This window comes from Paraglaciecola arctica (assembly GCF_018861065.1).
Classification (GTDB): Bacteria; Pseudomonadota; Gammaproteobacteria; order Enterobacterales; family Alteromonadaceae; genus Paraglaciecola; species Paraglaciecola arctica_B.
On the sequence record NZ_JAHKQO010000022.1, the window covers coordinates 1 to 20,365 of the forward strand.

The 20,365-nt window shown below is 41.0% G+C and carries 18 protein-coding genes; 10 read left to right on the top strand and 8 right to left on the bottom strand.

The window, feature by feature from the left end:
* The first annotated feature begins 300 nt into the window (after positions 1–300).
* Positions 301–942: a TetR/AcrR family transcriptional regulator gene (locus KO534_RS08635; RefSeq protein WP_215929247.1), complete on the top strand. Its 642-nt coding sequence runs from the start codon at positions 301–303 to the stop codon at positions 940–942.
* Between the two features lie 40 nt (positions 943–982).
* On the opposite strand, the gene KO534_RS08640 is transcribed toward KO534_RS08635, so the two are convergent.
* From KO534_RS08640 to KO534_RS08650, 3 genes are all read right to left on the bottom strand, one after another.
* Positions 983–1,984, bottom strand: coding sequence for an alpha/beta fold hydrolase (locus KO534_RS08640; RefSeq protein ID WP_215929248.1), 1,002 nt, complete (start codon positions 1,982–1,984; stop codon positions 983–985).
* A 31-nt stretch (positions 1,985–2,015) separates the two neighbouring features.
* Positions 2,016–3,086, bottom strand: coding sequence for a VOC family protein (locus KO534_RS08645; RefSeq protein ID WP_215929249.1), 1,071 nt, complete (start codon positions 3,084–3,086; stop codon positions 2,016–2,018).
* A 79-nt stretch (positions 3,087–3,165) separates the two neighbouring features.
* The gene (locus KO534_RS08650; RefSeq protein WP_215929250.1) at positions 3,166–5,001 is read right to left on the bottom strand and encodes an outer membrane protein assembly factor BamB family protein; all 1,836 of its coding nucleotides are present in this window, start codon (positions 4,999–5,001) and stop codon (positions 3,166–3,168) included.
* Positions 5,002–5,146: 145 nt separating this feature from the next.
* Between KO534_RS08650 and KO534_RS08655 the strand changes: the two genes are divergently transcribed.
* Both KO534_RS08655 and KO534_RS08660 read left to right on the top strand, forming a co-directional pair.
* Positions 5,147–5,914: an SDR family NAD(P)-dependent oxidoreductase gene (locus KO534_RS08655; protein WP_215929251.1), complete on the top strand. Its 768-nt coding sequence runs from the start codon at positions 5,147–5,149 to the stop codon at positions 5,912–5,914.
* A gap of 283 nt (positions 5,915–6,197) precedes the next feature.
* Positions 6,198–8,675, top strand: coding sequence for a TonB-dependent receptor (locus tag KO534_RS08660; protein WP_215929252.1), 2,478 nt, complete (start codon positions 6,198–6,200; stop codon positions 8,673–8,675).
* 136 nt (positions 8,676–8,811) lie between these two features.
* On the opposite strand, the gene KO534_RS08665 is transcribed toward KO534_RS08660, so the two are convergent.
* Both KO534_RS08665 and proB read right to left on the bottom strand, forming a co-directional pair.
* Positions 8,812–10,062 (bottom strand): glutamate-5-semialdehyde dehydrogenase, encoded by a 1,251-nt coding sequence (locus KO534_RS08665; RefSeq protein WP_215929253.1) that lies wholly within the window; start codon positions 10,060–10,062, stop codon positions 8,812–8,814.
* Between the two features lie 38 nt (positions 10,063–10,100).
* On the bottom strand, positions 10,101–11,198 hold the full coding sequence (proB, locus tag KO534_RS08670; RefSeq protein WP_215929254.1) for a glutamate 5-kinase: 1,098 nt from the start codon (positions 11,196–11,198) through the stop codon (positions 10,101–10,103).
* 282 nt (positions 11,199–11,480) lie between these two features.
* Here proB and KO534_RS08675 point away from each other — a divergent pair, with 282 nt between their 5' ends.
* From KO534_RS08675 to KO534_RS08690, 4 genes are all read left to right on the top strand, one after another.
* Positions 11,481–13,940: a M1 family metallopeptidase gene (locus KO534_RS08675; RefSeq protein WP_215929255.1), complete on the top strand. Its 2,460-nt coding sequence runs from the start codon at positions 11,481–11,483 to the stop codon at positions 13,938–13,940.
* A complete protein-coding gene (locus KO534_RS08680; RefSeq protein WP_215929256.1) occupies positions 13,933–14,433 on the top strand; it encodes a DUF6702 family protein in 501 nt (166 codons plus the stop codon). The genes KO534_RS08675 and KO534_RS08680 overlap by 8 nt, the downstream gene beginning before the upstream one ends.
* Positions 14,434–14,530: 97 nt before the next feature.
* Positions 14,531–14,653: a DUF3149 domain-containing protein gene (locus KO534_RS08685; RefSeq protein WP_215929257.1), complete on the top strand. Its 123-nt coding sequence runs from the start codon at positions 14,531–14,533 to the stop codon at positions 14,651–14,653.
* Between the two features lie 297 nt (positions 14,654–14,950).
* Positions 14,951–15,715, top strand: coding sequence for a substrate-binding periplasmic protein (locus tag KO534_RS08690; RefSeq protein ID WP_215929258.1), 765 nt, complete (start codon positions 14,951–14,953; stop codon positions 15,713–15,715).
* Between the two features lie 30 nt (positions 15,716–15,745).
* Here the strand turns inward: KO534_RS08690 and KO534_RS08695 are convergent, their stop codons facing one another.
* Complete coding sequence (locus KO534_RS08695; protein WP_215929259.1) at positions 15,746–16,996, bottom strand: sterol desaturase family protein; 1,251 nt, start codon at positions 16,994–16,996, stop codon at positions 15,746–15,748.
* Between the two features lie 178 nt (positions 16,997–17,174).
* Here KO534_RS08695 and KO534_RS08700 point away from each other — a divergent pair, with 178 nt between their 5' ends.
* The 3 genes from KO534_RS08700 to KO534_RS08710 all read left to right on the top strand — a co-directional run bounded on the left by KO534_RS08700 (position 17,175) and on the right by KO534_RS08710 (position 19,417).
* The gene (locus KO534_RS08700; RefSeq protein ID WP_215929260.1) at positions 17,175–17,990 is read left to right on the top strand and encodes a DUF3014 domain-containing protein; all 816 of its coding nucleotides are present in this window, start codon (positions 17,175–17,177) and stop codon (positions 17,988–17,990) included.
* The gene (locus KO534_RS08705) at positions 17,991–18,536 is read left to right on the top strand and encodes a DUF1285 domain-containing protein (RefSeq protein WP_215929261.1); all 546 of its coding nucleotides are present in this window, start codon (positions 17,991–17,993) and stop codon (positions 18,534–18,536) included.
* 128 nt (positions 18,537–18,664) lie between these two features.
* Entirely contained in the window at positions 18,665–19,417 is a 753-nt protein-coding gene (locus KO534_RS08710; RefSeq protein WP_215929262.1) for a class I SAM-dependent methyltransferase, read from the top strand.
* 45 nt (positions 19,418–19,462) lie between these two features.
* Here the strand turns inward: KO534_RS08710 and tusA are convergent, their stop codons facing one another.
* Both tusA and pyrE read right to left on the bottom strand, forming a co-directional pair.
* The gene (gene tusA, locus KO534_RS08715) at positions 19,463–19,714 is read right to left on the bottom strand and encodes a sulfurtransferase TusA (RefSeq protein ID WP_215929263.1); all 252 of its coding nucleotides are present in this window, start codon (positions 19,712–19,714) and stop codon (positions 19,463–19,465) included.
* Position 19,715: 1 nt separating this feature from the next.
* Entirely contained in the window at positions 19,716–20,357 is a 642-nt protein-coding gene (gene pyrE / locus KO534_RS08720) for an orotate phosphoribosyltransferase (protein WP_215929368.1), read from the bottom strand.
* Between the last annotated feature and the right edge of the window lie 8 nt (positions 20,358–20,365).

Sequence of the window (20,365 nt, forward strand, 5' to 3'; positions counted from 1 at the left end):
GCAGTCTTTACTGCCATTCCTCACCATCGTCTTTCCGGCAGTCTTTTGGCCGGAATCCACTTTTATTGCTTTTATACCAATAATTTATCAATCGAGTATTAAAAGTTTTCTTAACTTATCGGCATTAGGTCAATAGCACTAATAATCTAAAAGCGTGATGATAAGTAGCAACACTTAGGTTATCTTTGTTAATTTGTATGAATCAAGCTACACACAACTAGTAACAAAGCTTGCATTTATTGTTCTCATCCATAGTATTACTTGCTAAATATTGACGCTTAAAGGACTAGTTTTCTCACCATGGCAGAACCCAAAAAGACACGTACAAGGTTATCACCTGAAGTCAGAAAAAATTTGATTCTTGATCATGCAGCAGAAGTGGTTGCCACTGAAGGTGTATCAGCATTAAGTATGGACAGATTGGGTCAAAAAGCGGGGATAAGTAAATCACTGGTTTATGCGTATTACCCTAGTATGAAAGAACTTTTGCAAACCCTACTTAAGCGCGAATACAGGAGCTTAAGAATACGCCAATCCAAAGCCGCAGAAGGCGCGGAGACATTCGAACAATTGGTTAGACAAACCACTAACACTTACTTAAGTTATATTGAAGAAAGGGGCCAAATTTTAGATAGATTAGCCGCTGAGCCGAGTCTATCCGAACATGGTGATCCAACTGAATATAGTAGAAATACTGCAGTAGAGTTTGTGGCAGAAATAGTCCATCACCATTTTGGAATAGATATCAATATCGCGCGAACGGCTGTAGATATATCTTTTGGTATGCCAGCAGCGGCTGGCCACTATCTGACTCGACACAATGTTAGCCGACAAACAGTTGAAGATATCACAGTCGCCATGATGGTTGGCAGCATTGAAGGGTTACAACGCAACTATGAAACGGCTCTAAAACCTCTCGTAAGAAACACTGACTTAGAATAAGCTCGATAATAACGTAAGAAATCGCTTAAGTAGCCTCTCGTTATTTTCGAAAAAACGCTTCCATCGCGCTAATCACTTCTTGAGGCTTATCAATAAATGGCGTGTGCCCAGACCCGGGAATAACAGCAATAGTGAGATCATCCACGTATCTGGGAATGACCTCTAACATAGCCGGAACAAATGTGCGTTCATTTTCAGTCCATATCAATAAGCTGGGAACACTGACCCTTGCCATTTTCGAAGGCCAATAAGTCTCATCATTTATATCGTCTACCTTTGGAACATTGGCACGATACCAATTAACAGCACCGGTGTGCGCGCCAGGTTGATTCCAAGCATCAAAAAATGCCTGTTTAAATTGCTCATCTATATGTCCATTTGCGTAACCACGGTTAAAACCGTAACGCCATAACATCTCAGGACCTTGTTTAGCGTAGACGTTTTCCATTTCTGGACTTTTCAGTTTCTCCATATAAACCGATGACTTTTTTTGGTCCGCATCATTAACCAACATAAGTAATAACACATTGTATGGCGGCGCATTGATCACTACCAATTTGTCCAGTAGTTGCGGATATTTTTGCGCCACGGACCATGCCAAAGCACCGCCCCAGTCATGTCCTACTAAGGTGACCTTTTTACCATTAGATAGCGACCCTATTAGCGCTTTTACATCTTCGACTAATAATTCAAGTTTGTAGTTTTCGACCCCTTCGGGTTTAGCAGATAAGTTGTAACCGCGGTTATCTGGCGCCACAACATGATAGTCATTGCTAAAGTGCCGCAACAAGTTGTGCCAACTTTCACCAAAAAACGGGTAGCCATGTAAAAAAACAATGAGATCTCCCTCTCCTTTATCCACATAGTGAAATCTGAGGTCATTGAGAGTGACAAAATGAGAATCATACCCTAGGGAAGACTTATTGAGTTGTGCTTGATTGTTAACATCAGCTGCATAGGTTGTGGTAAGCAGCAAAACAGAGCTACATAAATACACCCCAAGTAAGCGTTTGAAGCCAACAAAACTAAAGTTACAGGACATAACAGTTATTCTCTATTTGATACCAGATGACTTAAGTTCGAGGGTCAAAACTATCAATCGAATAGGCACTTAGTGGATTCACAGCCTGCCTTAAGCTATAGATATTACTATCAGGGTCTCTGGCGAAGACTTGCCAAAATTCACCCAGCAATTGCGGCTCGCTGATAAAAGCGATGCCAAGGGCTTTTAAGCGTTGGTATTCTTTTTGAATATCCGCCACTTCTAAGGAAAAGCTATATCCCAAATCACTTGGCGTACGAACACCTGAACTTTTTTCAGTTAAAGGCGTTCTATATTGCCAAAATTCCATTACTTTTGATTTTTGATTCATTTTGAACCAGCCACCTAGCAGTGATGTATTGTCCTCATCGATCAGTTCGTCTAATTTTGAGTTGTTGGCATAGTCACCCACACGGTAAGGCTTAAATCCCAAGACGGTTTGGTAGTAACTCATTAAGGCATTTATATCGTGGGTGACTAGCGCAACTTGGGTCATCCACAGATCGTAATCTAATGTTTTCCATGTAGGATCATAACCAGAACGCTCAAGTACTTTTTGGTCAAGCTGCTCTAGCTCAACCATATTACCTTCAGGATCATAGGCGTAGCCATAAGTGACACCATAACCACCTAAATCAACCGCTTTTCCTTGACGAGATAATACCTTGGCACCAGCCTTAACAAACTTGTCAAAACCCGATTTATTTTGTGGAGACTGAAAACAGGTATGTGTCATGCCTGGTCCATTTACTTTCATAGTGCTGGTTTTGGCATCATGATTGTGTTTGAAGGCTGTCAGTTCAAACAGCATGTTAGGGGCTTTTAAGGTAGCGACTTCGTATTCAATTCCTGGGTGACCAAAAAGTTTATCAGCAATTTTGTTGTTTTTTACTGTTTCGCGCTTAATCAACTCAAAACCTGTCGCTTCTTGGTAAAACGCCAAAACCTTATCTAAATTCGCCACAGAAATGCTAATGTGACTAATCCCTTTCAAGGTAGTAGTGGTGTCATTTATGGTGGCCGTTTTGTCTATTTCTATGGCTTCTGCAGACACTATTAGCGCCGACAAACACAGCGCCGTAACCCTTTTCAAAATATTCATAACTTTCTCCAAATAATTTAAGTTAAAACAAGCAAAGCCAAATCCTTTGCCACTGACAATTGAATACAAAACTAAATGTTTACTGACCACCGATTGAAAACACCATAAGCAAATTCCCAGGCGCTTCCCCCCATTTATCGTATCCAGAGGTAAGGTAAACGGATTTGTTGGCAATCACTGGGCCATCTGCCTCAATCGAACCGCCATAGCCCTTTACACCGTTATTACCAATGACTGCTTGTGTAGTGTTGTACTCCCAAAGAATGTCACCGTTGCTGGCAGAAAAAATTCTAAACATGCCATCTAGACTCCCCGCATAAACTAGATCAGCGGAACTAGAAACAGCCGCTGAAATACCGGGAAAACATAAAAATTTTCGTTCTTTAGGGCAAACATTGGGAAGGGTTTTACGCCACACAAACTCCCCTGTTTTCAAATCTAAACTATGAATACCTGGATGAGCGTCGCCAATATTGTAGGCATTGTTTGTTGGCAAATCGGATACACCTACAAATACTTTTTCAGTACTTGTGCTCATGCCCCAATGTACACCTCCCATTGTGCCGCCACTGCCTACACGCTTTTTCCAAACAACTTTACCTTGGGCGTCGGGGTCTAACGCATACACCATGCCTGACTTTTGGCCTACTATGAGTAATTGTTTACCATTTTTTTGTTTACTTAAAATGGCCGAGGCACCTATATCGTAATCGGGCCCGTCTTCTTTGGGGCAGTTGGGAGTATTGCGAGAGCACGCACCATTCCAAGCATCACCTTTTGTGACTTGTGTCACCCATTTAATCTCACCGCTTTCCAAATCCAACGCGAGTACAGCGTCACTTGTGCCAGTGGCAGGTGATGAGTAGTTCTGCCCTGTTGTGGCATACAATAAGTTTCGCTCTAAATCTAAAGTAGGTCCCGACCAGACTGGAGCACCAGAAGGACCATGTTGTTGAGTCCCTACCGAGGTTTTGTAAGTCGCTTTAGGCTCATCGACTGTATAAGTTGTCCACACTTTTTCGCCTGATTGAATATCAATGGCCACCACTGCACCTCTAAAGGAACAGCATTCATAGTCTGGTCTGGCGGCAGGAATGATTTCAAGGGAAGAGACTGGGACATACACTTTTGAGGCGTCAGCTATCACAGAGCCTGTCACCACTGCCAGTGGGCTTTGGTGTACTTTAGTGCGCCATAATAATTTGCCAGAAATGGCATTTATGGCGTATGCGTTGCCCTCCAAATCACCGAACAATAGCAAGTCATTTTGTACAAAAATGGCACCTCGTACTTCTGCCTTAGCTTGGTATTCCCAGTGAACACAACCTGTATTGGCATCAAGTGCATAAATAATCCCAGCTTGGCTTCCTATGTAAACCATATTGTCAGTCACAGTAGGCTGAGCCCTTACTCGCGTTGCATCTGGAAAAGCAAAGGTCCATTTTAGTTTTAGATCACTGACATTATCAGCTGTGATCCAAGCCGCATCTTGTTGATGGCGACTGTTATCAGACTGACCTCCCCAACCATTCCATGCCAAGTTGCTTACAGTACTCGGAGTCGCAATCTCAGTACTTTTACAAGTATAAGTGGAGACACTATTACCAGCTTTAGTGACCTTTTTACCCGTTAAGTACTCGGCCACCGCAGTCTTTTCTGAGCGAGATAACGCCATACCAGCGGTACTCATTAATCCAGATTCAAGTGAAGTTACTATTCTCTCTGGTGGATAAAGCTTCAGCGCCTCTACTTTTGGCGCCTCAAGTAAGGCACCTGAATGACAGGCTAGACAGCTAGTTTGGAAAATCTTGCCTCCATCGATTGATTCATCAGCTTCAACAGTCATTAAACCTAATCCAAATAACGCGACAAAACGCATCATTAATAGCAAACCTAATCGACCAATACTCGTCATTTTAATTCCCATAGTAACAACTAAAAACATCAACTATTAACTTCATATTTACAAAAAACAACATTAATGTAAACCTTATTGACGATTAGTGCAATAAGGTTTAGTGTTAATTTGACATAAACAAACCAGTATCGAGGAAATTACTATGGACTTAGGCTTAACAAACAAACGTGTAATTGTAACAGGTGGAAGTCGAGGGATTGGCCATGCCATAGCCGATAGTTTTATAAATGATGGAGCTGCAATAGCGACTTGTGCTCGTGGCAAAGAGGCCTTAGCCAAGGCATTGAATCAGTGGCACAACCAAGGTGCAACTGCCTTTGGAAGTAGCGTAGACGTATCTGAACCAGAGGCCTTTGCTAGTTGGTTTGAGTCTGCTGTAGAGCAACTTGGTGGCTTAGATATTCTAGTGAGCAATGTCACCAGCATGAATGAATTTACTGGGCTAGATCGCTGGAAACAAGCCTTTGAAGCGGATTTGCTGCAACATATAAGAGCGACCGAGTTAGCTTTACCACATTTAAAAAATGGCAAACAACCTGCGATTGTTTATATCGCGTCAATAGCCTCCATTATGACTGCCAATATGCCTACCGAAACTGAGTATGGTGCAATGAAAGCTGCTTTGATCTCTTATGCAAACCAACTCGCAAACAAGTTAGGCAAAGATAATATACGTGTCAACTTAGTCTCCCCAGGCCCCATCTATCATGAAAATGGCTTCTGGCAAGGGGTTGAAAAGTACAAACCAGAGCTCTTTAAACGTGCCGAAGCGTTGTCAGTATTTAATCGACTTGGCACATCACAAGAGGTAGCCAATGCAGCGGTATTTTTGGCGAGTCCTGCGGCTTCAAACGTAACGGGTACCAATTTACGCGTAGATGGTGGCACCATCAAAACGGTCAACTTCTGATTTTTATTTTACAATATTACAACAAAATAATTTTAAAAGACATTTACTTAATTACTTGTTTTATATGTAAATAAATTTAATTTCACGAGTCGACAATGTTGAAATAAAATATTTAATAACATTTTTGTTACAAAAATATTTGACTATTACAAATTGTTCCAATACCGTAAGCGCCTTATTGACTATAATTACAATAACGCTTTATTTAGATACATATACATCTAATAGAAAAATTCTATTCGATAAAAATAGAAAACAGTTATACACACATTGGAGCTTAATAATGTCAAATTTAAGACTAACTAAATGCTTATTAACCGCGGTCACTGTATTACCTTTTACACTGACAACCATTGCTCAAGAAGTACAACAGGCACCAAAAAACAAGGAACAAGAAGGCAAAGGCATCGAGGTAATCGAAGTCACTGCACAAAAACGAGTGACAACATTACAAGAAACAGCCATAGCGATTAGTGCGTTTAACGCTGCAATGTTGGAGGATCAAGACATTCAAGATGCATCTGATATGCAATTCGCAGTACCCAATGCGATGGTGAATGGTGGAGGGTCTTACAGTGTCAGGGGAGTAGGCAATACCGCTGTATCGGCAACTGCAGATCCGGGTATGGGGGTGCACATCAATGGGGTGTATATGAGTGCTAACGCCTCCCAAAATGAGTTTTACGACGTTCAATCTATTGAAGTACTTCGTGGGCCGCAAGGCACACTTTTTGGTCGTAATACCACTGCGGGTGTTGTGAATACTATTACCAAGCGACCTCACGATTTCTTCGAAGCATCTTTGATGACCGATATAGGGAATTACAATGGCGTTAGAACCAATGGATTTGTTAACCTACCTATTAGCGAAAAGGTGCTACAACGTTTTGCATTTAACACAGTTAAACGAGACGGTTATTCTGAAACCTTAGCTGAAAATGTTGATTTTGATACGCTAGACGGCCGTGATCAATGGTCAGTGAGAAGCTCAACAACAATAGAATTTAGTGATCAAACTGAAGGTTTTTTGTTTGCGCAGTATTTTAGAGAGCACAGTGATCGTAGTGGAACTGTTGGGGTGTTATGTAAATCAGATCCGGTACTGGGTTGTGACAACAGCGAAACCTTAGGGTTTGAATTTCCGAACACCAGTTTTACCGATGGCTCTTTAGCTAACGGCGCTCTGGCTGGGTTACTAAGTGCCCTTGGCTATAGCACGCGCCCGGATTTCTGGAATACTAATTTGGATGGTTCATCTCGCGCGACTAATACCGATCCTAGGAAAGTGCGAACAGATTACCAACCCAGCTATAACTACGAAGATTTACTATTATCTTTTGAGCTTAACTATGAATTTAGTGATTACGTATTTACATCAGTAACGGCCTATCACGATAGAGAAAGTGAGGCTTATAGAGATTTTGATAACGCTGATGGTGGCGATGCGATGTTGGTTCCACAATCTTTATTATTGCCTGAAGGACGAACTGAACCTACCACCCGCCACAGCACCACCCGCACTGACATAGCGGCAAGTACTCAGTTCAGTCAAGAATTTAGGGTTGCCTCTTATCTTGATGGACCCTTTAATTTTACCGCCGGTGCCTTTTACCTAGATTATGAAGGTGAAAGCTTAGTGCAATTTCATATTCCTGAAGTAACTGCTGTTGCCGCTTTTAAAGCCTTACCTGATGAGTTAGGAGCTTTTACTTTTGACACACCTGAAGTGTTCACAGAATCCTGGGCAATTTTTACTGAAGGTTATTACGACGTAAACGACGATCTCAAATTAACAGTAGGTATTCGCTATACCGAAGAAGAAAAATCAACTAAAACCAGAACCTATTCACCACTTGATATCTATCCATTCGCGGCGGGGTCATACCTGACCACTGACTTTGATATGGATAGCACCTTTAAATACGGCGACGGAGCGTGGGAGGAATTCACCGGGAAAATTGGTTTTGGTTATACACCTGATTTAGATGCGACTGATCAAACGCTGATTTTTGGTACTTTATCTCGTGGTTATAAAGGGGGAGGCATTAACCCTGGCGCTAGTGAGTCTTCGTTCCCAACTTTTGATCCTGAATATATTAATGCGTTAGAAGTAGGTACCAAAAACACTCTGTTTGACCGCACCTTTCAAGCTAATGTAACCGCATTTATGTATAAATATGATGGATTACAAGTAGGAGGCATTTTAGGAGACGGAACGACATTTAATACTAACGTTGATGCAGAAGTAAAGGGGGCTGAGTTTGAGTTTATTGCGGCGCCAATTGATGGTTTAAGAGTAAATCTTAATCTGTCACTACTCGACTCTGAGATTGTTGATGAATTCTACACATCACCAGATATATCATCTCCTTCTGGCTCCGGACCTGTAAACTTAAAGGGCAATACTTTGCAATATTCTCCTGAAAGTTCAGTGCAGTTTGGCATCCAATATAGCCATGAATTGAGTGATAACTGGGAAATCACTTATCGCGCACAAAGTTATTGGCAAGATAGCTATTACTCACGCTTATATAACATCAAGACCGACAAACAAGACGGATGGTCACAGTCTGATCTAAGCGTAACAGTAAGAGACATAGCGGATGAAACCTGGCAGTTTGAGTTGTATGTCAAGAATGTCAGTGACGAAGCCTCAATTACTGGGTTAGGAGTCGATAACTCCTTGGTCGGTCGTTATCGAACACCGACTTATCTTGATCCTCGCACCTATGGCGTGCGCATAACTTACAGATTTGAATAACCAAACTAAGTCTCAATAAAAACCTGAAATGTGTCCTCAGGATTTTAACCTCACCATTTGGTGAGGTTTTTTTTGACTGCTATATCTGGCTGTCGATCATGGTTTATCTGGCAATGTAATGTCTATCAAAAGAAACTTAAATTCGTACTTCACCATCACCCATCACAATAAATTTTTCAGTTGTAAGTGATTCGGCGCCCATAGGACCGTAAGCGTGCAACTTACTGGTAGAAATACCAATTTCTGCACCTAAACCCAATTGCCCACCATCTGAAAAACGTGATGATGCGTTAGCCATCACTACCGCAGAATTAATACGGCGAATAAAAGCTTGGGTTTTAGAATAGTCTTGGCTAACTATCACTTCAGTATGCCCAGAACTATATTCTTCGATATGTTCTATTGCTTGCTCGAAGTCATCAACCACTCTTACTGCAATTTCCATCGCCAAATATTCGGCGTGCCAATCATCTTCAGTGGCAGGCTGCGCATTACTAAAATAATATATACTATTTTCGCAAGCATGTACTAGCGTATTGTGCTCTGCCAACATTGCCGCCGCCTTAGGTAAAAACGATGCGGCTATGTCTTTATGTACCACTAAGGTTTCTAGTGAATTACATACACCAGTACGTTGCGTTTTGCCGTTCTTGAGAATGTCTAAGCCTTTATTCTGATCTGCGGCGCTGTCTACATACAGGTGGCATACACCTTTATAATGTTGAATAACAGGAATACGGCTATTTTGTGAGACAAAACGAATCAACCCTTCGCCACCTCGCGGGATAATCAGATCAATAGATTCATTGAGTGTCATTAATTCGTTCATCACGGCGCGATCGGGATCAGGCACAACTACCACAGCCGCAGGATCTAATTGCTGTTTCGCCAAAGCGCTTTTTATACATTCTGCCAAGGCTAAGTTGGAGTGAATCGCTTCCTTGCCGCCACGCAACACTACTGCGTTACCCGCTTTTAAACATAACGCAGCAGCATCAATAGTCACGTTAGGACGAGATTCGTAAATCATCGCAATCACGCCTAAAGGAATTCGCATTTTTCCTACTTGGATACCACTAGGCATGCGTTCAATTTTGGAAATAGACCCTACAGGATCAGCCTGACCTGCAATTTCAATAACAGCCTCAGCAATGTCTTGAATACGTTTAGGATCTAAACCTAAACGATCTAACATGGCAGCATCTAAGCCGTTTTCTTCGCCCGCGATTAGGTCTTTTTTATTAGCAGCTAAAATAGCTGGGGTGTTTTCCACCAATGCCTCAGCAATATCGCTCAATAACTGATTTTTTTGCCCTGCGGTCAAGCTAGCAATTTGACGCGCTGCTTTTTTGGCTTGTTGGGCAGCACTGGTAATAGAGAAACTCATATTTGTATGTCCCTTGTCTAAAATTAATTCATTGCAGTTCAAAGCAACACTAAGTCGTCACGATGTATTGCGACTTCGCCGAGAGTGTAACCTAAAGTGGTTTCGATTTTTTGGCTCTTCAAACCCTTTATTATGTTTAAATCTGTGCCGCTATAAAGTGCAATACCTTTAGCGATGATGTGGGTTTTATAACTAATGTTTACCGCTTCACCAGACATGAACTGCCCACTCACCTTAATAATACCAGAGGGTAACAGTGACGCGCCGTTTTCTAATAAAGCCTGTTTAGCACCTTGGTCAATTTCGATGGTACCTTTGGTTTTTAAGGTGTGCCTTAACCAAGTATCACGGGCGTTATCCAAAGTCTGGTTTGGCTTAAACAAAGTGCCTGGTGAATGTCCGTTAGCCAAGTCTGCAAATACCGCTGGATCACGGCCATTGACAATCAATGTTTGAATACCAGAATCCACACATTTTTGCGCTGCTTGTAATTTGGTTTGCATACCCCCAGTGCCTACATCACTGCCCGCTCCACCTGCCAACAGGTAGATACTTTCGTCAATAGTGTTCACTTCTGGGATTAACTTAGCGCCTGGTTTTTTTCTTGGATCTGCATCGTATAAACCATTTATATCAGAGCATATTATCAGTGTGTCGGCTTCTGCAACCAGTGCCGTGTATGCCGCCAAATTATCGTTGTCTCCTACCTTTAGTTCGTTGATGGCGACAGTGTCATTTTCATTCACTATAGGTAACGCATTATTTTTCAATAATTCTCGCAGTGTATTTTTGATATTGACGTAACGAGTGCGATTATGTAAATCATCTGATGTAAGTAATATTTGCGCACAATCAAAATCAAATAAGCTAGCCCAATTGGCCATCATTTGTGTTTGCCCAATTGCTGCCATAGCCTGCTTTTCTACAATCGAAGGGTGGTGTTTAAACGCAATTTTTCCCTTACCTGCCGCCACACTGCCAGAAGAAACCAAAATCATTTCTTTACCTTGTTTGCGACTGATATTAATAAATTCGGCTATTGGCCGAAGGTACTCCTGACTACACTGATTATTATTAGGTGCAATCAAACTACTACCGACTTTAATTACTGCTCGTTTCCAATTGACCTTGAACATATTTTACCTCGTGCACTTATGCGATTAGAGTACGATAAAACCAAGGAGAAACAAGCCATTGTAGTTATAAGCTATGATCTAAAAATTGTCAGCTTACGAAATAATTATTCTAAAAAAGGTCACAATAAATCCCCAAAATAAATAGATTGCGACTATTACGGCTTACTTATGGAAAGAATTTTCTAAAAATTTGTAATAAAATGGGGAGCGGTAAAAAATGCTCGTACTCAAAGAAGCAAAAATTGCCCCGCAGATCACGATTAACGACCATTAGGGAATAAAATGTTTAATAAACTCATTACCATAGCAGTGCTGTCGTTTACGACTATTGGCGCTGCCAATGCATCAATTAACCAAACTAAAGGCGACTTTGAAGATAAATTTCGTCAATTAGAAGAGTCTCTTCCTACCCCTAACGTCTACCGCAACGCAGCAGGTGAACCTGGGCATGAATATTGGCAACAGCAAGTTGATTACAAAATCAAAGCAAAACTAGACGAAAACAAACGTCGAATTACTGCTAGCCAAGACATCACTTACCACAATAATTCTCCAGATACTCTTAAGTATCTTTGGGTACAGTTGGATCAGAATAAGTTTCGTAATGATTCGATGTCTGCCATGACAACCACCTTTGGTGGTATAGGTAATCGTGGTCCAGCAACTTCAACAGCATCCGGTAGCAAACCAGCTCAGCTTAGTTTAGGAGCATTGCGCCGCCACCAATTTACAGAAGACAATGTTTTAGGTTATGACATTCAAGCTGTAAAAAACAGTAAAGGTAAGACACTTAAGCACACTATTGTTGGTACCAACATGCGTGTCGATTTGCCTACCCCTCTTAGGCCAGGGAAAAAAGTAGAATTCTCAATTGATTTTGCTTTCAACATTGTAGAAGAAGATGCGGTATCGGCACGTTCAGGCTACGAACACTTCCCTGATGATGAACGAGAAGGCGGCAATGACATATTTTTGCTTGCGCAGTGGTTCCCACGTTTACATGCCTACACAGATTATGAAGCTTGGACTAACAAAGAGTTTATTGGTCGTGGTGAGTTTACTTTGGAGTTCGGTAATTACGATGTTGAATTAACAGTACCTGCTGATCATATTGTTAGCTCAACAGGTGCCTTGCAAAACCCTAAGAGTGTTTTGACATCTACACAACGTAAGCGCCTGAAAGAAGCTGAAAAAGCTGACCGAATTGTATTTATAGTGACTGAAGAAGAAGCACTAGAAAACGAAAAAGAAGGCACTACTAAGTCTAAAACGTGGAAATTTAAAGCCGAAAACGTGCGCGATTTTGCATGGGCTTCTTCACGTAAATTTATGTGGGATGCACGTGGTCATCAGCAAGGTGGTAACGACCAACCTTTGGTTATGGCTATGTCTTTTTATCCTAAAGAAGGTGGCGATTTATGGAAGAAATATTCCACTGAAGCTGTCATTCAAACTTTAGAAGTGTATAGCCGCTTTTCTTTTGATTACCCGTATCCAGTAGCCCAGTCAGTCAATGGTCCTGTAGGTGGTATGGAATATCCGATGATCACTTTCAATGGTCCTCGTACAGAATTACAAGACGACGGTAGCCGTACTTATTCTCAAGCCGAAAAACGCTTTTTGATTGGCGTGGTGATTCACGAAGTTGGACATATTTATTTTCCAATGGTGGTTAACTCTGATGAGCGCCAATGGACTTGGATGGATGAAGGTCTGAATAGCTTCTTAGATGGAGTGGCTGGTCGCGAATGGGATCCAACTATTCCTTGGGGTGTAGAGCCACGGGATATCGTGAGCTATATGAAGTCATCTACCCAAGTACCTATTATGACTCAATCTGATAGCGTTTTACGTTTAGGACCCAATGCCTACGGTAAACCTGCTGTAGCATTAAATATTCTTCGCGAGACAATTTTAGGTCGTGAATTATTTGATTTTGCGTTCAAGGAATATGCTTTACGTTGGAAATATAAGCGTCCTACACCAGCCGATTTTTTCCGTACTATGGAAGAAGCTTCAGGTGTTGATTTAGATTGGTTTTGGCGTGGTTGGTTCTACAGTACAGATCATGTAGATATCTCAATCGATAGAATCTCTAAGTTGCGCTTGGATACTAAAGATCCTGATATTGACTTTAACCGTTTGCGCCAAGAAGAATTAGACAAACCACTATCTTTAACCGACGAGCGTAATAAAGCCGAAGGCAAAAAATTATGGGTTGAACGTTTCCCTGATATCACTGATTTCTATGACGAAAACGATCGCTTTACTGTGACCAATAAAGAACGTAATGCATACAAGAAGTTTTTGGACAAATTGGAGCCGTGGGAAAAAACTGTATTTGAACGCGCGGTTAAAGAAGACAAAAACTACTATGTTTTAGAGTTTTCTAACAAAGGCGGCTTAGTCATGCCGATCATTTTAGAGCTGACCTTTGCTGACGGCACCACAGAAAATCAGTACATACCTGCAGAAATATGGCGTCGTACCCCTAAAGCAGTTAACAAGATGATCATCACAGACAAAAACAAAGAGCTAGTCAGCGTGACTGTTGATCCTCGCTGGGAAACCGCAGATGTAAACGTTGATAACAACCATTATCCTCGTAAAATTGTCCCTTCTCGTATCGAAGCATACAAGTCGAAAAAGAGCACCAGAAAGGTATCTAGAGACATTATGCAAGATATTAAAACTGAGCTAAAAACAGACAAAGAAGAAGATGACAAAGACAACGATGAATAAAATCGTTAATTGGGCTCTAGGAACGCTGCTATTTGCAGCGTTCTCTATTTCGGCCCACCAGCAAAAAACCTCTTTTAGCACAGTGTTATTTAATCCACGTACCGAAAATATCGAAGTCATGCATCGATTTAGAGTACATGATGCAGAACACGCGGTGAAAGAAATTTTCGGTAAGGATGCTGATATTCTTGACTCAACAGAGACTCAAGAACAGTTTGGCGATTACGTTAATAAGCGCTTTAGTTTGTATGATAGTAGTGAGCAATTGCTACCACTAAAAATGGTAGGGGTCGAAATAGACGGAAAATTTTTGTGGGTATATCAAGAAACCACACAACCGAGTAAAATGGAAAATATGTCGATACGTCATAATGCCTTACGGGACCTTTGGCCGAAACAAGTCAACACCATTAATATCGAAGGCAAAGGTAAATTACAAACTTTAACTTTTGCTGATTCAGTCGAGTTACTCACGCTCTCTTTCGAGCATTAATGCCCGCTGCTGCAAAGCTGATCTAGATCAATATGAAGTATCAATAACGACCTAAACTAACCTCTGTTATCAAACGAACTAACAGAGGTTAATTTTTATGTGGGATCTAATTTTGAACGACCCAGTAGCATGGGGCTCTATACTTGGTATTGGAATAATAGTGGCGATGGGGGCTTTTTATACCTATCTGTTTATCCATAATACTAAGGAAAACCGCTAGGTTCTGCGATGTTAACTTTCTGCCATTCTCAATTTATCGCTAATTCGTTAGGGTTGTAACACGCCCTTTATGGTAGAAATTGACACAGTTTTAGTTGGCTGAATAAACGGACTTTGCCGCTTCATATCAATACCAAGTCAAAAATAACCTTTTAAAAAACCTAGCTTTATGGAATGCTGTAAAGAACTTACCATGTTAGCTAGGCCAGTATGTCTCATTCTACTTTCCTTAGTGGAACCGAAAACCTAAATACGACCATCTTAATCACTACACTAATACTGCGGGTGTAATACCTGAGTGAAATATTTAGTTTTCCTATTATTCATTAGTGTGCCTTTGGTCACTCAGGCTAAATCTAATGAGATATTATTTGTTGGCTCGAGCTTTCCGGTTATTTTACAACAAACTAAAAATGGTCAAATAACTGGCTTAGCATCCGATATTATTAGTCAGATCATGTCCTCAATGGATATGCCCTATAAAATCATTATTGTGCCGTGGAAGCGCGCACAGACAATGATTGAAAATGGTCAGGCTGATGTCATCATTGGCCCTTATAAAACCGCAAAAAGGGAAGCGTTATTTGATTTTAGTGCCCATCCATTTTATAAGGACAAGATGGTACTGTTTGCGCATCGCTCCAATACTATTCAATGGACGGGCAACTTATCCACGTTGCAAGGTAAAACGTTAGGCGTGCCACTAGGTTGGACTGGTGGTGAGAACTATGAATCATCGAAACACTTGATCAATATCTATAACGTACCAAGGTTAAGAAACGGTATTCAAATGGTTGTCAAAAAGCGAATTGACTTTGTATTGGCCAACCTAAGAAATGCTGAATTTATTATTTCAAACGAAAAACTCGCTAAAGATTTGCAGTTATTACTTCCTGAAATCCAATCGACTAATGGGTATTTTGGGTTTTCAAAAACCTCCAATAATTCGTCTTTTAAGAGGATGTTTTCCGATGAACTCAGCAAACTATTTAATCAGGGTGAAATTAGTCGTTTGAACCGTCAATATGGATTGCGCTTTGATAACAGTGCAGTGTTGCAATAAGCTGGATAACATCACCCAGCTCTCTAGCCTCTAGCCCATTTTATTCAGGTTACCGTCTATTTCTAGAGTAGGTTCTGCAGTGTTAAGAATCTCGGCCTTTTTATAGAACAAGAATACTGTATTAATCACTACCCACAGGGCAAGTGTCCATTCGAGCCAATTGGGTAAGCTATACACTATTAACGCACCTACAATTAAAGTGTATTTAAGACACTCCAAATACATTGCCTTAGGGTTATTTTCCATCACTAAGCCTGCAGAAATACTGGAATAAAAAACAAATAACACAACTAAAATTTGCTCAACAACACTGAAGCTTGAAACATTCATCATTAACAACAAACCAATAAACACAATCAATGAATATTGTATTAGGCTGTAAAATTTATTAGTTAATGACAGCGAAATGTCGAATTTTTTAAATTTAGTCAGATCAACCCGGCTTAGTGGGTAATTAAGTTCCACATCTGCAGGTCGCCACCCGGTGCGTTTAAACCAAATGAGTAGTTTATCTTGCCAACGTTTTGCATGCCAACTGTCTTTAAATAATTGGCTGTAAACATGGACGTTTGCCCAAAGCGGATTCCAACTTTTAAGTGCTTTTCGAATACCATAAATAGGAGGCTCTTCATCCAACTCCTCCTGGAATGAACCAAACAGGCGATCCCACAGAATAAACACACCTCCATAATTGCGATCGATATATATTTGGTTTTGTGCGTGATGCACTCTATGGTTAGACGGGGTAACAAACACCCACTCATACCAACCCAACTTTGGAATATGCCGAGTATGAACCCAAAATTGGTAGATAAGATTTAAGGACCCTACTGCTATAAGTAAGGCGGGCTCAAAACCCAATATCGCCATAGGAAGGTAAAAAATCCAGCTGAAAAAACTGCTACTACTTTGTCGCAATGCGGTTGTTAAATTGTATTCTTCGCTGGAGTGATGGACTACATGGGCGGCCCACAAGATATTCATCTCGTGTCCTAGACGATGGTTCCAATAATAACAAAAATCATACAGTACAAACGCACTTAGCCACACCCACCAGCTTGATGATAATTGAAACAATGCTAGTTGCTCGTAAACCAGCACGTAAATAGTCAAAGGTAACAATAACTTGATGATACCGGTCATTCTACTTAACACACCGGCGGTTAAACTATTAATGCTGTCATTAACGCGGTAATAATCGGTACCTTTAACTTTTTCTAACAACAATTCGATTATGATCAGCAAGAAAAAAAACGGCACTGCATATAAAATAATATTCAAAAGGCTTCTACTTGTCTTAAAATAAGTTAGCGACATAATCAGTGTAAATGTCAAACAATGGTCAGTCCAGTTATGAATACAATTACAATATTTTACGGTATGCACGTATCATTTAGGCGGTTATTTAAGTAGGCTGAAGTGAACGTATAAAGAAAGGCATTTAGTTAATAGGAAAATCATGAGCGAAGAATCTAAAAAATCGTTAATTCCACATTTCACTATAGGTGCAATTGTTTTGGCTGTAATTTTAGCGGTAGTGTTTTGGCCCAGCGAACCAGAGCCTAAGCCTGAACCGCTCGTTGTGGCACCTGTCTCTCCTGTGATTGAACCTCAAATTGAACCTGTTATCGAAGAGCCACCCACCGAAGTCATTCCAGAGCCAGTGATAGAGGACCCGGAACCCGAAGTGATTCCAGAGCCTGAACCTTTAGATACCAGCGATGGAACAGTGAAAACTAAATTATTAAGCTTATCTGACTATGATGCTTTTGCGCGTTTACTGATTGATGACGCACTATTGCAGCGCTTTGTAATCATGACCAACACTTTAGCCGACGAAGGATTAGCCACTAACAATAGGGTATTGGCTAAACCAGATAAACCATTTCGCACCTACAGGCAAGCCGATAAAGAATGGATTGACCCGGCCAGTTTCAAGCGTTATGCGCCTTATGTTGAAGTGCTTGAATCACTTGAAACCGAATCTTTGTTGCAACTGTATCAAGAATACAAACCAGCAATTGAACAAATTTTCTCTGAGATTGCGAGCCCATACGACAGCTTTGACGACAAGCTTGAAGAAGCCATAGATGTATTACTAGACACACCAGAAGTGCCGTTTCCACTCGAAGTGTACACCGATAGTGTCATGTACAAATTTAAAGATAGCCGACTAGAATCTTTAACCGCTCCTCAAAAGCAGTTATTGCGTACAGGACCTGAAAACATGCGGCGTATTAAAGCAAAATTACGCGAGATTAAAGAATCCCTTTAAATGGCAACTTTCGATTTAGGCGCCTTTCAAAATCAAATCAGCGCACAAAATGCTGCGTTGCCGCCTGTTGATAAATGGAACCCCGACTTTTGTGGTGACATTGATATACAAATAAAACACGATGGCACTTGGTTTTACATGGGCACCCCCATCGGCCGAAAGCCACTAGTTAAACTTTTTGCCAGTGTGTTAAAACGCGAAGACCAAAATTATTTTTTGGTTACACCAGTAGAGAAGGTAGGGATTCAAGTTGAAGACGTGCCTTTTATCATTACCCAGTGGCAAAAAGAAGAGGATAAATTGTTATTCACCACCAACACTGGTGATGATTTTATAGTTAGCTCCGAAAACCCCATAAAAATTTTTGCGGACAAAAAAACTGCAGCCTTCCTACCTTATGCTTTGGTTCGCAGAAATTTATGGGCTCGTCTACATCAAAATGTGTTCTATCAACTCGCTGAGTTAGGCACAGAACAACAGTTAAACGGTAAAAATCATTTAATGCTCAATAGTGGAGACTACAGCTTTAGTCTAGGTGAGCTTTAACCAAAGCGAATAGATGTATTGTTTAATACACACTCATCAATAGCTTATTGATTTAATTGAAACAAATGAGGCGATACAACGGTCTGTTACGGCGTTGTAATAAATTTACTTTAAATGGAGAAACATCAGTGAAGAAACTTCTACCTATATTACTACTTGCAGTAAGCGCTAATTCAATAGCCGCTGACAGCTTTGACGCAACGGCAGAGAAAATCAAAACAGCATTAAAATCCGACATAAGAACCCAAGCCGAAAGCGACCGTGACAGGAATCGCAAAGCGTTGCAAACCTTAGAATTTTTTGGTTTGCGTGACGATATGAAAATCCTTGAACTTATTCCCGGTGGCGGCTGGTACACAAAAATTTTAGCGCCTGTTGTCAGTGAAAATGGAGAATATTATGCAGCAGTCGGTACCGGTAGAATTAGCGATTTAAGCGAACAGCCTGGTTTCGAAAAAGTAAAAATTGTTGCCGAAGACGCCAAACTTTATCGAAAAGAGGGTGAACGTTTTTATTCTTTAGATGCAAGTACTTTTGGAGTAACAAACCTTGATATGGTACTGACGTTTCGTAACTACCATAACTTCGGAGAAGAAGGTCGCCGTACTATGAATAAGTTAGCCTTTGAAGCACTCAAACCGGGTGGCGTTTATGCTGTTGTTGATCATACGGCTCGTCATATGGAGCAGCCAAACTCTGCCAATCGACGCCGAGTTGACCCTGTTCTAGCAATCAAAGAAATTCAAGAAGCTGGCTTTGAATTCGTCGATTATTCCGATCTTCATTACCGCGCTGACGACGAGTTACGTTACGAAGTAGGGGTGAAGTCGGTTACAGGCAATACCGACCGCTGGACCATGAAGTTCCGCAAGCCCAAGTAACAAACATTGGGTAGATTGAAGCTCAATTGAATAAAGGTCGCTATTTTAGCGACCTTTTTTGATCAGGTATTGGTAAGGAGAAGTGCTACTTTGAGATCCCAGTAACTCATGCTCCATAAAACGGCAAAAGCTAGGAACATCCCGAGTAGTCGAGTGGTCATCGGCTGTTACAGTGACGGTTTCACCCACTTGCATCTCGCGAATTTTCAAGCGCACCATCATAACAGGCTCAGGGCAACGCAATCCAATTGCATCCAATTGATAGTCTGCGGACTCGAATGAAACTGGCGTACTCACCTTAGATCCCGTAGTCAATTTGATATTGCTTAATATTAGTTAAGTGCTCAGCCATATCTGCTTTATCACTTAAGTATTCAACTAAATCACTCAAACTCACAATCGAAACCACTTGCGTACCAAAGTCACGTTCCACTTCTTGAATAGCTGAAAGTTCACCTTGGCCTTTTTCTTGTCTATCTAAGGCAATCAACACCCCTGCAAGTTGCGCATTATTGGCAGCAATTAATTGCATTGATTCACGAATAGCCGTACCTGCGGTAATCACATCATCCACCAGCATGATTTTACCCGCTAAAGGACTACCAACTAGGTTGCCACCTTCACCATGGGTTTTGGCTTCTTTACGATTAAAACAATAAGGCTTATCGACATTGTGTTTGTCTGCTAATGCAACAGCCGTAGTGGTGGCGATAGGAATACCTTTATAGGCAGGACCAAATAACACATCGTAATCGATACCTGAAACCTGCAAAGTTTGCGCGTAAAACTGCCCAAGCTTGGCTAAATCACCACCTGTATTGAACAAACCCGCATTAAAAAAGTACGGGCTCACTCGACCAGATTTAAGGGTAAACTGACCAAACTTTAAAACATTACGAGCAAGTGCAAATTCAATAAAATCCCGCTGATAATCTTGCATCATATTGC

Bases quoted from the DNA above. Each gene is read 5' to 3' on its own strand.
- KO534_RS08650 (WP_215929250.1), bottom strand. From the start codon at position 5,001: ATGACGAGTATTGGTCGATTAGGTTTGCTATTAATGATGCGTTTTGTC.
- KO534_RS08685 (WP_215929257.1), top strand. From the start codon at position 14,531: ATGTGGGATCTAATTTTGAACGACCCAGTAGCATGGGGCTCTATACTT.
- KO534_RS08675 (WP_215929255.1), top strand. From the start codon at position 11,481: ATGTTTAATAAACTCATTACCATAGCAGTGCTGTCGTTTACGACTATT.
- proB (WP_215929254.1), bottom strand. From the start codon at position 11,198: ATGTTCAAGGTCAATTGGAAACGAGCAGTAATTAAAGTCGGTAGTAGT.
- KO534_RS08705 (WP_215929261.1), top strand. From the start codon at position 17,991: ATGGCAACTTTCGATTTAGGCGCCTTTCAAAATCAAATCAGCGCACAA.
- KO534_RS08640 (WP_215929248.1), bottom strand. From the start codon at position 1,984: ATGTCCTGTAACTTTAGTTTTGTTGGCTTCAAACGCTTACTTGGGGTG.
- KO534_RS08665 (WP_215929253.1), bottom strand. From the start codon at position 10,062: ATGAGTTTCTCTATTACCAGTGCTGCCCAACAAGCCAAAAAAGCAGCG.
- KO534_RS08660 (WP_215929252.1), top strand. From the start codon at position 6,198: ATGTCAAATTTAAGACTAACTAAATGCTTATTAACCGCGGTCACTGTA.
- pyrE (WP_215929368.1), bottom strand. From the start codon at position 20,357: ATGCAAGATTATCAGCGGGATTTTATTGAATTTGCACTTGCTCGTAAT.
- KO534_RS08635 (WP_215929247.1), top strand. From the start codon at position 301: ATGGCAGAACCCAAAAAGACACGTACAAGGTTATCACCTGAAGTCAGA.
- KO534_RS08645 (WP_215929249.1), bottom strand. From the start codon at position 3,086: ATGAATATTTTGAAAAGGGTTACGGCGCTGTGTTTGTCGGCGCTAATA.
- KO534_RS08655 (WP_215929251.1), top strand. From the start codon at position 5,147: ATGGACTTAGGCTTAACAAACAAACGTGTAATTGTAACAGGTGGAAGT.
- KO534_RS08680 (WP_215929256.1), top strand. From the start codon at position 13,933: ATGAATAAAATCGTTAATTGGGCTCTAGGAACGCTGCTATTTGCAGCG.
- KO534_RS08700 (WP_215929260.1), top strand. From the start codon at position 17,175: ATGAGCGAAGAATCTAAAAAATCGTTAATTCCACATTTCACTATAGGT.